Source organism: Nicoliella spurrieriana (assembly GCF_023380205.1).
In the GTDB taxonomy this organism is placed as follows: Bacteria; Bacillota; Bacilli; order Lactobacillales; family Lactobacillaceae; genus Nicoliella; species Nicoliella spurrieriana.
Genome location: NZ_CP093361.1, coordinates 188,121 through 199,962, shown reverse-complemented (window position 1 = coordinate 199,962; position 11,842 = coordinate 188,121). Strand labels below are relative to the sequence as shown.

Annotated in this window: 12 protein-coding genes; 10 read left to right on the top strand and 2 right to left on the bottom strand. The window is 40.6% G+C overall.

The window, feature by feature from the left end; genetic code table 11:
* Window positions 1-52: 52 nt before the first annotated feature.
* From ispE to MOO44_RS02555, 5 genes are all read left to right on the top strand, one after another.
* A complete protein-coding gene (ispE, locus tag MOO44_RS02575; RefSeq protein WP_260117287.1) occupies window positions 53-904 on the top strand; it encodes a 4-(cytidine 5'-diphospho)-2-C-methyl-D-erythritol kinase in 852 nt (283 codons plus the stop codon).
* A gap of 109 nt (window positions 905-1,013) precedes the next feature.
* Window positions 1,014-1,835, top strand: a complete 822-nt coding sequence (gene purR, locus MOO44_RS02570) for a pur operon repressor (protein WP_260116869.1) — start codon at window positions 1,014-1,016, stop codon at window positions 1,833-1,835.
* A 17-nt stretch (window positions 1,836-1,852) separates the two neighbouring features.
* Entirely contained in the window at window positions 1,853-3,226 is a 1,374-nt protein-coding gene (glmU, locus tag MOO44_RS02565; RefSeq protein WP_260116868.1) for a bifunctional UDP-N-acetylglucosamine diphosphorylase/glucosamine-1-phosphate N-acetyltransferase GlmU, read from the top strand.
* A gap of 101 nt (window positions 3,227-3,327) precedes the next feature.
* Window positions 3,328-4,287: a ribose-phosphate diphosphokinase gene (locus MOO44_RS02560; protein WP_260116867.1), complete on the top strand. Its 960-nt coding sequence runs from the start codon at window positions 3,328-3,330 to the stop codon at window positions 4,285-4,287.
* Between the two features lie 41 nt (window positions 4,288-4,328).
* Complete coding sequence (locus tag MOO44_RS02555; RefSeq protein ID WP_260116866.1) at window positions 4,329-4,661, top strand: DUF3899 domain-containing protein; 333 nt, start codon at window positions 4,329-4,331, stop codon at window positions 4,659-4,661.
* A 72-nt stretch (window positions 4,662-4,733) separates the two neighbouring features.
* On the opposite strand, the gene yidA is transcribed toward MOO44_RS02555, so the two are convergent.
* Window positions 4,734-5,549 carry a sugar-phosphatase gene (yidA, locus tag MOO44_RS02550; protein WP_260116865.1) on the bottom strand — a complete coding sequence of 272 codons (816 nt, stop codon included), beginning with the start codon at window positions 5,547-5,549 and terminating at the stop codon, window positions 4,734-4,736.
* A 12-nt stretch (window positions 5,550-5,561) separates the two neighbouring features.
* On the bottom strand, window positions 5,562-6,923 hold the full coding sequence (locus tag MOO44_RS02545) for an HD domain-containing protein (RefSeq protein ID WP_279306814.1): 1,362 nt from the start codon (window positions 6,921-6,923) through the stop codon (window positions 5,562-5,564).
* Between the two features lie 170 nt (window positions 6,924-7,093).
* On the opposite strand from MOO44_RS02545, the gene MOO44_RS02540 reads away from it, so the two are divergent.
* The 5 genes from MOO44_RS02540 (at window position 7,094) to MOO44_RS02520 (ending at window position 11,789) form a co-directional block, all read left to right on the top strand.
* Complete coding sequence (locus tag MOO44_RS02540) at window positions 7,094-7,504, top strand: YwiB family protein (protein ID WP_260116864.1); 411 nt, start codon at window positions 7,094-7,096, stop codon at window positions 7,502-7,504.
* A gap of 117 nt (window positions 7,505-7,621) precedes the next feature.
* A complete protein-coding gene (rpoE, locus tag MOO44_RS02535) occupies window positions 7,622-8,149 on the top strand; it encodes a DNA-directed RNA polymerase subunit delta (RefSeq protein ID WP_423802925.1) in 528 nt (175 codons plus the stop codon).
* Between the two features lie 180 nt (window positions 8,150-8,329).
* The gene (locus MOO44_RS02530) at window positions 8,330-9,940 is read left to right on the top strand and encodes a CTP synthase (RefSeq protein WP_260116862.1); all 1,611 of its coding nucleotides are present in this window, start codon (window positions 8,330-8,332) and stop codon (window positions 9,938-9,940) included.
* Window positions 9,941-10,151: 211 nt separating this feature from the next.
* Complete coding sequence (locus MOO44_RS02525; protein ID WP_260117285.1) at window positions 10,152-11,438, top strand: UDP-N-acetylglucosamine 1-carboxyvinyltransferase; 1,287 nt, start codon at window positions 10,152-10,154, stop codon at window positions 11,436-11,438.
* Between the two features lie 102 nt (window positions 11,439-11,540).
* Window positions 11,541-11,789 (top strand): type B 50S ribosomal protein L31, encoded by a 249-nt coding sequence (locus tag MOO44_RS02520; RefSeq protein WP_260116861.1) that lies wholly within the window; start codon window positions 11,541-11,543, stop codon window positions 11,787-11,789.
* The last annotated feature ends 53 nt before the right edge of the window (window positions 11,790-11,842 follow it).

Below are 11,842 nucleotides of genomic sequence, written 5' to 3'. Positions count from 1 at the left end.
ATTTTTTAGTATAATTAAAAATAAATCAAATGATAGGATTGGAGGGATGAACTTGAGAATCGTGGAAAAAGCACCGGCGAAGATTAATCTCGGTCTAGATACGCCGTACATGCATGATGATGGCTTACCGGAGTGGAATATGGTCATGGCATCGGTAGATTTGGCTGATTATGTAGAAATTAAAACTAACTCAAATCATGGCGAAATCAAAGTGGAATCCGACAGTGTTTTTATTCCAAACGACCAACGAAATTTAGCTTATCAAGCAGCGTTATTGGTTACGAAGCGATTTCACATTAACGATGGCATCATGATTAACATCATTAAGCATATTCCAGTTTCTGCCGGTCTGGGTGGTGGGTCCTCCGATGCAGCAGCGGTATTGCGGGGGCTTAACAAGTTGTACCACTTAAACCTTTCTAATCAGGAGTTAGCAACGTTAGGATTACAGGTGGATTCTGATGTTCCGTACTGCATTTATAGTCGTACCGCCAAGGTGACCGGGCGTGGTGAAATTATTGAAACAATGCCTAAGCTACCGTCAATGTGGATTGTGATCGTGAAACCAAAAATTAGTGTTTCGACCCCTAAAATTATCCAAGAAATTGATTATGATCACCTAGTCCATCCTAATATTGAACGACTGCTAGCGTTCACCAGGGTGGGTGATTTTTCTGGAATTACCGCTAGTATGGGAAATGTGTTAGAGACCGTTTCGGGAAAACGTTATCCAGAGATTATTGATATTAAAAACCGGTTGATTAATTTTGGCGCAGATGGTTCGCAAATGAGTGGGACCGGGCCCACCGTGTTTGCCATTTGCCAAAAATATAGTCGTGCGAAACGCATTATCAATAGCATCAGGGGCTTTTGCAATGAAGCTTACTTAGTCCGTCCGTTATAAAGATTACTTACATTAATTGATTAAATTATGAAAAAAATGAGTAAAATCCGAACTTTTATGCTAAAATTTGATTGATAGGAAAATTTATTATTTTATAGAGGTGAAGGATTTGAAAGTCAGACGAAGTAATCGACTGATTGATATGACAAAGTATTTATTAGATCGACCACACACATTGATCCCACTGACTTTTTTTGTTGACCGTTATGAGTCAGCAAAGTCTTCCATTAGTGAAGACCTGGGCATCTTAAAACAGACGTTTAAGGAACGTGGAATTGGAATTGTGGATACGATTCCAGGAGCAGCGGGAGGGACCCGCTTCTTACCTTCGATTCCGGCGACCGAGGCCCAAGCATTCGTAAACGACTTAAAGGATGCTTTAAATGATGATAGTCGCTATTTGGCGGGGGGCTACATTTACATGTCAGACGTATTGAGTTACCCTGATACACTAAGGACGATTGGGCGCATTATGGCAACTAAGTATACCGACCAAAAGATTGATGCGGTCCTGACCGTTGCTACGAAGGGAATTCCAATTGCCCAAAGTATTGCTAGTAACTTAAACGTTCCGTTCGTAGTTGCTCAGCATGACTCTAAGATTACTGACGGTTCAACGATTAGCGTCAATTATGTATCTGGTTCTAATAATAATGTCAAAAAAATGGTATTATCAAAGCGGAGCCTAAGGGATAACTCCCGGGTCTTGATCGTAGATGACTACCTTAAGGGGGGCGGAACTGTAAATGGACTCGCAACCCTAGCCAAGGAATTTAACTGTGAAGTGGCAGGAATTTCCGTGTTAGCTGAGGAAAATTACGATCGCAAAGAATTTGCTGATCAACAGTACGTTTCGTTGGTCAAGGTGGATATTGCAAAGCACATTACCGTTTCTGATGGGAATTTTCTAAAAACGGTTTTTAACCAATAATTAGGAGGAGCATTTTAATGGCTGTAAGAAACACGATTATTTTAGCTGCCGGTAAGGGTACTAGGATGAAATCAAAACTATACAAAGTTCTGCACCGCATCTGCGGCCGGACAATGGTGGATCATGTGTTGACCCAAGTGGAAAAAACCCACATGGACAATGTGGTTACGGTGGTCGGATACGGAGCCGAAGATGTTGAACATGAATTAGGTGATCGGACTAAGTACGTGGTTCAAGAAAAACAATTGGGAACTGGTGATGCTGTAATTAAAGCGGAACCACTTCTTGCTGGATTAGACGGGACCACGATGGTGGTTAGTGGTGATACGCCATTATTTACCAGTGAAACATTTGAAAAGCTATTTAAGTACCATGAAGAAAAACAGGCTGCAGTGACAATCTTGACTTCAAAAGCGCCTAATCCTACTGGGTATGGACGCATCGTTAGAAATGACCTGGGAATTGTGGAAAAAATCGTTGAACAAAAAGATGCTTCAAAGGAAGAACAGGCAATTAACGAAATCAACACCGGAGTGTACGTTTTTGACAATCAAGCGTTGTTTGATTCACTGCATAAGATTAATAATAATAACGCTCAGGGTGAGTACTACCTGACCGATGTAATTGAAATTTTAAGAGCTGCCGGTCGCATTATTGCTGCATACCAAATGGATGATTTTAACGAATCAATGGGTGTTAACGATCGAATCGCACTTTCCAGAGCCACGAAGGTAATGCAAGCCCGCATTAACCATCATCATATGGCAGAAGGGGTTTCGATTATTAACCCTGAAGATACCTATATTGATGTCGATATTCAAATTGGTTCTGATACGGTCATCGAACCAGGGGTGCAAATCCATGGGCAGACCACGATTGGTTCCGATTGTAAAATTGGTGCTAATTCTGAGATCATCGATTGTAAATTACATGATCACATTACCGTAACATCATCATACCTACAGGAATCTGAAATGTTGGATTACTCCGATATTGGCCCTTATAGCCATTTGAGACCCAATGCATTAATTGGTGAACATGTTCATCTTGGTAACTTTGTAGAGGTTAAAAAGGCCCAAATTGATGAGGGAACTAAGGTGGGGCATCTGACCTACATCGGGAATGCCCACCTAGGCCGAAATATTAATGTAGGGTGTGGGGTTATTTTTGCTAATTACGATGGTAAAAATAAGCATAATATTACCGTTGGGGATGCCTCGTTCATCGGGAGTAATTCGAACCTAATTGCCCCAATCAATATTGCTGATCATTCGTTCATTGCTGCTGGCTCAACGATTACAGATGATGTAAATGAATATGATATGGCAATTGCACGGGCAAGGCAAACTAATAAGCCTGGTTACTATCAAAAATTACCTTACGACGGATAGGTTAAAAATTAACCTGACGCTGTATGATAATGATTTAAATTAGTGTAAAATACAATATAGTGGAATATAATCAATCAGAATGGAATTAGATGGAGGAACTCATGGCTGAACAAAAAATCGATCCTAAATTTAAACTTTTCGCTTTAAATTCAAACATCCCGTTGGCTGAAAAAATTGCTGATAAGATGGGCATTGAATTGGGAAAAGCGAACGTTAATCATTTTAGTGATGGTGAAATTCAGATTCAAATTGAAGAAAGTATTCGTGGGGATGATGTATACATTATCCAATCTACTTCAGGACCCGTGAACGACAATTTAATGGAACTATTGATTATGGCAGATGCGTTAAAGCGTGCTAGTGCCCGGACAATTAATGTTGTAATTCCATACTATGGTTACGCTCGTCAGGACAGAAAGGCACAATCCAGAGAACCCATTACTGCTAAATTAGTAGCTGACATCTTACAGACTGCTGGGGTTAACCGGGTTGTTTCACTTGATTTACACGCTGCGCAAATTCAGGGCTTCTTCAACATCCCAGTTGACCACCTAATGGCAGCACCATTATTAGCTGACTTTTTCTTAAAGGAAGGTTTTGATTCCAACACGGTCGTTGTTTCACCAGATCACGGTGGCGTCGTTCGAGCACGGAAGTTAGCTGAACACCTAAAGGCACCCATTGCGATTATCGATAAAAGAAGACCCAAGGCAAACGTTGCTAAGGTCATGAACATCATTGGTGATATTAAGGGCAAGACCTGTCTAATGGTTGACGATATGATCGATACTGCTGGAACGATTACCCTGGGGGCCCAAGCATTGATTGATGCTGGTGCAAAGGAAGTCTATGCTTGTTGTACCCATCCGGTGCTATCCGGTCCAGCAATTGAGAGAATTGAAAAGTCACCAATTAAGCAATTAGTAGTGACTGACTCCATCCAATTAAAGCCGGAACAAAGAATTAGTAAGATTAATCAAATTACGATTGCTGAACTAATGGCGAATGCAATTACTCGCATTCACCAAAATAAACCGCTAAGCCCTTTATTTAAGGCCTAAACATGTTTAAACAATTGACTAAACGGTTTAGGGTTGCAATTTTGACAATTGCTTTAACGATTTTGATTGCAGTTGGTCCATTGATTATTGGTGCTAATCGGCTCACGGTGATGATTAGTAATATTTACTTCATGGTGGGCTTATTAATGCTGATGGTGGCTGCTTTCATCATGATTTTAGGCGGCCATTTGTTCACTGGTTGGCGGCGGATGCGTCGACGGGGCGATGATGCCGATCTACCAGATGAACGAGTCCCAGCCCGCAAAGTGGGCCGGCTAAAAAACGCGCCCATTAGGTTAAATCGCCCCGCTAACTTTTGTTTGCAGGTTGCATTGCCGTTAATGGTGATGGCAATCATCATTACAATGATTTAAATTTAAGATTGAATAATAAAAGAGCTTCGTTAGGAAAATCATTTCTAACGAAGCTCTTTTACTATCAACTATTTATTCGGGTTGGTTAACGAATTTATTAATGGCATAGGCTACTCCGTCATCAACGTTCCGCTTAGTAACAAATTGAGCGGCGGCCTTGTTTTCATCAATTGCATTGCCCATCGCGACACCTAATCCGGCAAATTTAATCATGGAAAGGTCATTTCCCTGGTCACCAATGGCCATAATGTTTTCTGGCTTTAAATCTAGCTTTGCGGCGAGTTCCCTTAGGGCGTTACCCTTACTAATGTTTTTATTTAAAAATTCCAAAAAGAACGGTTCGGTTTGGACCACGTATAACCGGTCGCTAATTTCCTTTGGAATGTTGTTTTTAGCATGGGTAATTTTTTCGGGAGTGCTAACGAACATTGACTTGGTAATGGTTAAATCCGGTTTGATGTCTTCTGGATTCCGAAACTTAATTGGGAGGCGAATGATGGAACTTTCATAAACTGAGTATGGACTAAGGTCTCGGTTGAAGGTGAAAATAGCCTCGGTATTTTCAATTTGAAAATTAACATCTAATTTGCGACCGAGGGCTTCGGTATCAACATAGTCATCGTAGGTAATGGTGTGGTTTGAAATTAACTTCCCATTGGCATCTTGAATGGATGATCCGTTGAATGAAATCGCATATTCATCAGCACCGGAGATTGATAGTTCCTCTAAGTATTTTTCAACACCTGAGATGGGCCGGCCAGTACATAAAACGATCTTAACTCCCCTTTGCCGAGCGGCGGCGATGGCTTGCTTGGTGGGTTCACGAAGCACCTTATCATCGTCAACTAGCGTTCCATCAATATCGATTGCGATTAATTTAATATCCATAATGCAGACTCCTTATTTAATAATTTCATCATTTTGAATGTATTCTTGAAATTCCCTTTGAGCAGGGGTGTTACGTTCCTTCACGAATTCACGTGGAAAGAAGAAGCGGTCATCACTAACGGTCTTGTCAGTGACGACATTAACGAGTTCACTAACTTTAGATAGTTCTACTAGCGAATGGTCCAACTGCATTAACATAATCGGCCCGTTGTGAACTTGCTTTTTAGTATCGTATGAATCGTAAGGATGATTAAAACTATTATCAATCCCCGTGTAGTATTCAACTTCTTTAAAACCATTATTTTTCACGATTTGTTTAAGGTCATTAATGGTGGTTAGTGCACTTTCCCTTTCATATTTGACCGACTTGAACGGGATGCGATCTAAGAAGCGGTGGGCTAAATCACTTAGGACTTGATCCTTTGAATGCATCCAGTGGATAAAGTAGGTATTAAGCACCCCGTCATCTAGTTCTAAGTAGGCGTTTAAATCAAATTGAGCATTTTGATTATTATCACTATCAAAGAATGGCAATAATAAATAGGGGGTTAAGTGTGGTGGAAATTTACCATTACGATAGATATCCCTGGCCCTCAGGAGTAATTTATTTAAGATGACTTCCATCGAACGTGAGACGGGGTGGAAGTAGACCTGTAAATACATTTGCATTCGACCGATAATGTAATCTTCAATCGTATGCATTCCCCGCATATCAAAACAGATACCGTCATGGTAAGGGCGCATTAACCTAAGGATTCTAGTAAGGTCAAAGTTACCATAACTGGTTCCGGTACTGTATGAATCACGCAAAAGGTAATCCATTCGATCGGCATCGCATTGACTAGAAATTATTTGGACGACCTGTGGATTAGGGTATGTCTTATCGATAACGCTTGCGACCCGTTCGGGAAAGTCAGGTGCGACCCGCTTTAAGACTTGGTTAACCGTCGTTTTTGAATTAGTAATGATGTCCCTAGTAATTTTTTCATGGTCAGTGCCGAAAATGTGTTCAAATGTGTGTGAATAAGCACCGTGACCAATATCATGAAGCAGAGCTGCACAGAGGGTAACGAGTCGTTCGGCATCGTCATCCCATAGCCCATCGTCACAATTTTTTTGGTGGGGGAAATTCCGTTGAAAGTTATTACAAATGCGCCTAGCAATTTCATAAACCCCCAACGAATGGGTAAAGCGAGAATGTTCAGCACCGTGGAACGTAAATGATGAGGTCCCCAACTGCTTGATCCGACGGAGCCGTTGAAATTCAGGAGTGTTGATCAAATCCAAGATTACCTGATGGCGCACATAAATGTAGTTATGAATTGGATCGCGAAAAACCTTTTCACGTGGTAATAATTGTTTAGCATATGGCATTCCGATAACCCCTCTAGTTAATTCGACTTAAAAGTGTTTATCATTATTATAACTAAATTTAAGTTGGTTGACTATCAAATGGGTGCAATTTAAATCCGCACAGGTATAATTAAGGTATCAATCAATTTTGGGAGGAGATCAACATTAGAGATACGAACGTACAAACCGTAATGATTCATTTGGAAACCCGTGTGAGTCAAGAGGGGGAACACTCTGATTTTTTATTTGACGTTGAGGGCCAACTAGCTCGGGTGGGCAAATCATTTTATCTACGATACCAAGAAGATGATCCACAAACTGGTACAAAAATTCCAGTCACTTTTAAGTTGGATGATAATGGCGAGGTGCGCTTGACCCGGGCAGCTGCAAATCGGCTGCAGGTTCGATTTGCCGAGGGCCGCAAGTTTACGGACCGCTATCACACCCCGTACGGATTAATGAATATGGAAGCTGAAACGACCAAATTGGCTTATCAATACCAAGATAAGCCAGCAAGGGGGAACTTACGGGTCGAATACCGGTTGTTTTCGGGAGCAAATCTGTTGGGTGACTACAAGATAAGGTTGCAATTTAGCGCCTAGACGAGTACCATATATTAATATATGCGAATCGAATAATCCGATTGAAAAGTGTTTGAAAGGACGTGCACCAATTTGGAATTAAAAGCCTTAGAAGGTAAGAACAAAAAAGAACTCTCAATGATCGAAGTTGCACACGCAATTTTATCTCAACACGGCGATGTAATGTCGTTTGCTGATTTAGCTAACGAGATTCAAAAATACCTTGGTGACTCAGATGAAGAAATCAGAAATCGCTTAGTCCAGTTTTATGCTGACTTAAACGTCGATGGTAGTTTCATCTCATTAGGAGATAACCTTTGGGGCCTACGGACTTGGTATCCTTACGAATCAATTGATGAAGCAACCGTTCATCCAGAAGAAGAAGACGAAGAACGCCCAAAGAAGAAACGGCGCAAGGTCAATGCATTCTTAGCTGATGCTGATGACGATGATGACGTGATCGATTATGACGATGATGATCCTGAAGATCAGGATGATTTTAGTGATGATGATGATAGTAATGATGATGACGATCACGACTTAGATGATATCGATGAAGAAAATCCGATCGATGATGAAGATCATAATGACGTGCCAGATGACATCGATTTACACGATGAAGATATCGATGCTGATGACGATGATCAAGACCACGATAAAAAATAATTTGTGCTTGACTATGGTCTTTATTCTGGGTAATATATTGTTTGGGCTCCCTACGAAGAATTCGTAGGGAATTGATCGATAATATTATGCAGATAATTAGCTCCCCGTTCCATAGAATGGGGAGTCTTTTTATTTTTATTACTGTTTGGAACCTTAATCATTTAAAAAGGAGAAATTCAATTGACTAAGTATATTTTTGTAACTGGTGGAGTTGTTTCCTCGCTTGGAAAGGGAATTGTTTCGGCATCAATTGGCCGACTACTTAAGAATCGGGGCTTAAAGGTTACGATTCAAAAGTTCGATCCATACATTAACGTGGATCCCGGAACGATGAGTCCTTACCAACACGGTGAAGTTTTTGTTACTAATGATGGGACTGAAACCGACCTTGATTTGGGGCATTACGAACGATTTATTGATATTAACTTAAATAAATATTCAAACGTTACGACTGGAAAAATCTATTCAGAAGTTTTGGAAAAGGAACGCCGTGGTGATTACCTTGGTGCTACGGTTCAAGTCATTCCACACATTACCAACATGATTAAAGAAAAGATCATGCGGGCCGCTAATATTTCTGATGCTGATGTAGTGATTACCGAAATCGGTGGAACCGTTGGTGATATTGAATCACAACCATTCTTGGAAGCCATTCGGGAAATGAAGACTGAAATGGGTGCAAACAACGTCTTTTACATTCATACCACTTTAATTCCATACCTACATGCTGCTGGTGAAATGAAGACTAAGCCGACCCAACACAGTGTAAAGGAACTCCGGGGACTCGGGATTCAACCTAACTTATTAGTGGTTCGTGCTGAACATCCCGTTACTGATTCAATGAAGAAGAAGATTTCACTTTTCTGTGACGTTAAGCCTGAAGCAGTGGTAGAATCAATTGATGCTAAGTCACTGTACTCCGTTCCATTGAGCTTGCAAGCCCAAAAGATGGATGACCAAATTTTGGAACATTTCGGAATCCAAGCTCCAGAAGCTGACATGACCAAATGGCGCGAATTGGAACAACGGGCACTTCACCTTAAGAATGAAATTAACATTACCTTAGTTGGAAAGTACGTTTCTCTTCATGATGCATACATTTCAGTTGCAGAATCATTACACCATGCTGGATACCCAGTGGATGCTAAGATCAACCTAAAGATGGTTGCTGCCGCTGATATTACTGATGATAACGTTGCTGAAATGCTAGCTGGTGCAGATGGGGTCATCGTGCCCGGTGGATTTGGTCGGCGTGGGGTCGAAGGAATGATCAGAGCCGTCCGTTACGTTCGTGAAAATGATATTCCATACCTAGGGGTTTGTTTAGGGATGCAGGTTGCTAGTATCGAATATGCGCGGGATGTATTAGGATACAAAGATGCTAATACGACCGAAATTGATCCGGATACTAAGCACAATGTGATCGATATTATGGCTGATCAATCAGATATTGAAGAAATGGGTGGGACCCAACGATTAGGGGCATACCCATGTAAGATTAAGCCTGGGACCGTTACTGCTGCTGCTTATGATAACCAAACTGAAATTTCAGAACGGCATCGGCACCGTTATGAATTTAATAATAAATTCAGAAAAGAAATGGAAGCTAAGGGATTAGTATTTGCGGGCACTTCTCCTGATAACCACTTAGTGGAAGTAATTGAAATTCCTGAAAATAAATTTTTCGTAGCTGCCCAATATCATCCTGAATTTTTATCTAGACCTAATCGTCCGGAAGGCTTATTCAAGGCATTTATTGCCGCTGCTAATAAGCAACACGGCAATCAATAATCATAATAATTAGGGGACGTTTGATGATCATTTCATCGAACGCCCTTTTTATTTTACATTTGCGAATAAATTCACAAATTATATCTAAAAAATGATATAATTTGTTATTAGTTGGTTAATTTTAACTAATGCTGATTTTTCACCCAAAAATGGCATAGTGACCATTTTAAATTGGGGGTTAATGATTAAATTTAAGCGAGGAAATGCAATCATGAGCGAAATGATTATTTATGGAGGGCACAGGCTTTCAGGAGAGGTTACAATTGGTGGTGCTAAGAACAGTACCGTTGCAATTATTCCAGCTGCAATTTTGGCTGACTCACCAGTTCAATTAGATATGGTGCCAAATATTTTAGACGTTAAAAATTTAATGTTGATTTTGGAATCCATGAATGTCCACTCCGAGTTTGTGGATGGGGTATTGTCAATTGATCCGACTGACATTGAACAATCGGCCCTCCCAAGTAAGACCATTAAAAGTTTGCGAGCATCATATTACTTTATGGGGGCATTACTTGGTCGATTTAACCGGGCGGTTTTGACTTTTCCCGGTGGTGATAATATTGGACCGCGGCCAATTGATCAACACATTAAGGCGTTTAAGGCGTTAGGAGCATCCGTAAGTGAGGATGCGAACGGTAAGATTAAAATTGAGGCGGGTCCGGACGGACTAGTTGGGGCCCCCATCTTTTTGGATGTTGTCTCAGTTGGAGCAACTATTAATGCAATTTTAGCTGCAGTTAAGGCTAAGGGTACTACCACCATTTGGAATGCTGCAAAGGAACCTGAAATCATTGATGTAGTCACATTTTTGAATAATATGGGGGCTAAAATTCGGGGAGCTGGTACCGATGTAGTTAGAATCGATGGGGTGAAGCGGTTAATTGCTAAAAATACCCATACGATTATTCCAGATCGAATTGAAGCTGGGACGTACCTTTCAATGGCGGCTGTAATTGGTGATGGGGTGTTGGTAAATAATGTGATTCCTGAACATTTGGAATCGTTTATTGCAAAGTTAAATGAAGCGGGAGTGAACTTAGATATTAATGAGGATAGTATTTATGTTCACCGGTGTGATAATTTTAAACCAATTAAAATTAAGACCCTGCCGTTCCCAGGCTTTGCCACTGATTTACAACAACCGATTACGCCACTACTGTTGAAAGCCAGTGGTGATAGTATTATTGTGGATACCATCTATCCTGAACGTACCAGACACATTGCGGAATTAATTAAGATGGGCGCTAACATTAAGGTTAGTCCATCAGACCACATTATTATTATCAGTCCTACCGCTAAATTAACCGGAGCAGTGGTTGATGCGGGTGAAATTAGGGCCGGTGCGGCTGCCATGATCTCAGGATTAATGGCTGATGGAGTTACAAAGATCACTAATGCTGATAATATTTTGCGTGGTTACGATAACGTAGTGGATAAGTTAACTAACTTACACGCACATGTTGAATTAATCAATAATACCAATTTAATCAATTAAAAAAGCATTGATTGCACGGTTAGTTAGTGGTAATATAATAAGTATCGACTAATCGATAATCTCTGTTTTCAATCAGATTTCAGGGCAAAGGAGCGATAGATAATGAAAAAGGGAATTCATCCAGATTACCACAAGGTTGTATTTAAGGATTCAAGTACTGGTTTCAGTTTCTTAACTGGTTCCACTGCTAATTCTGATCAAACCATCGAATGGGAAGATGGTAACACTTACCCATTGATCCTTATGGAAATCTCATCAGACTCACACCCATTCTACACTGGACGTCAAAAGTTCACCCAAGCAGATGGTGCTGTGGACCGTTTCAACAAGCGTTACGGTTTAAACAAGTAATTATTTTTAATTACGTAAAAGAGCTCGTCATTCGACGGGCTCTTTTTTTATGC

What these genes read in the sequence shown, in the direction of transcription:
- rpoE (WP_423802925.1), top strand. Translation starts at nt 7,622, where the DNA reads ATGATCGAAGTTGCACACGCAATTTTATCTCAACACGGCGATGTAATG.
- yidA (WP_260116865.1), bottom strand. Translation starts at nt 5,549, where the DNA reads ATGGATATTAAATTAATCGCAATCGATATTGATGGAACGCTAGTTGAC.
- MOO44_RS02545 (WP_279306814.1), bottom strand. Translation starts at nt 6,923, where the DNA reads ATGCCATATGCTAAACAATTATTACCACGTGAAAAGGTTTTTCGCGAT.
- glmU (WP_260116868.1), top strand. Translation starts at nt 1,853, where the DNA reads ATGGCTGTAAGAAACACGATTATTTTAGCTGCCGGTAAGGGTACTAGG.
- MOO44_RS02525 (WP_260117285.1), top strand. Translation starts at nt 10,152, where the DNA reads ATGAGCGAAATGATTATTTATGGAGGGCACAGGCTTTCAGGAGAGGTT.
- MOO44_RS02520 (WP_260116861.1), top strand. Translation starts at nt 11,541, where the DNA reads ATGAAAAAGGGAATTCATCCAGATTACCACAAGGTTGTATTTAAGGAT.
- MOO44_RS02540 (WP_260116864.1), top strand. Translation starts at nt 7,094, where the DNA reads ATGATTCATTTGGAAACCCGTGTGAGTCAAGAGGGGGAACACTCTGAT.
- MOO44_RS02560 (WP_260116867.1), top strand. Translation starts at nt 3,328, where the DNA reads ATGGCTGAACAAAAAATCGATCCTAAATTTAAACTTTTCGCTTTAAAT.